A 282-nucleotide genomic window follows, 5' to 3' on the forward strand; every position below is an offset into this window, starting at 1 on the left:
GTTGCATTTTCCAACAAACGGTTAACAACTTCGATATTGATTCGTTTATAGTCTAACTCGGCAATCAAGGCTTCCACATGATCGCTCGTTCTAAAGAAGTTTGTTAAAAATTCAGCTGGAATTCCTGGAAGGTTGCGTTTTTCCATATAACGCTTAAGGGTATGCAATTTGTTGATATAAAGTGTAGCTTTCTTACGCGCTGTGTTCTCTGACAATTCTTGTGATTTAAGATAGTCAGCTAAAACAAGCTGCTCCTCTTCGATTTCTTTCAAGCTTGCCAAT

The 282-nt window shown here is 37.9% G+C and carries 1 protein-coding gene; it reads right to left on the bottom strand.

The genetic code is table 11. The features are described from left to right. On the bottom strand, positions 1 to 282 hold a 282-nt coding region (locus tag C1G53_RS12105), incomplete at both ends, for a septation ring formation regulator EzrA (RefSeq protein ID WP_330847486.1).

Source organism: Streptococcus suis, assembly GCF_002960445.1.
In the GTDB taxonomy this organism is placed as follows: Bacteria; Bacillota; Bacilli; order Lactobacillales; family Streptococcaceae; genus Streptococcus; species Streptococcus hyiners.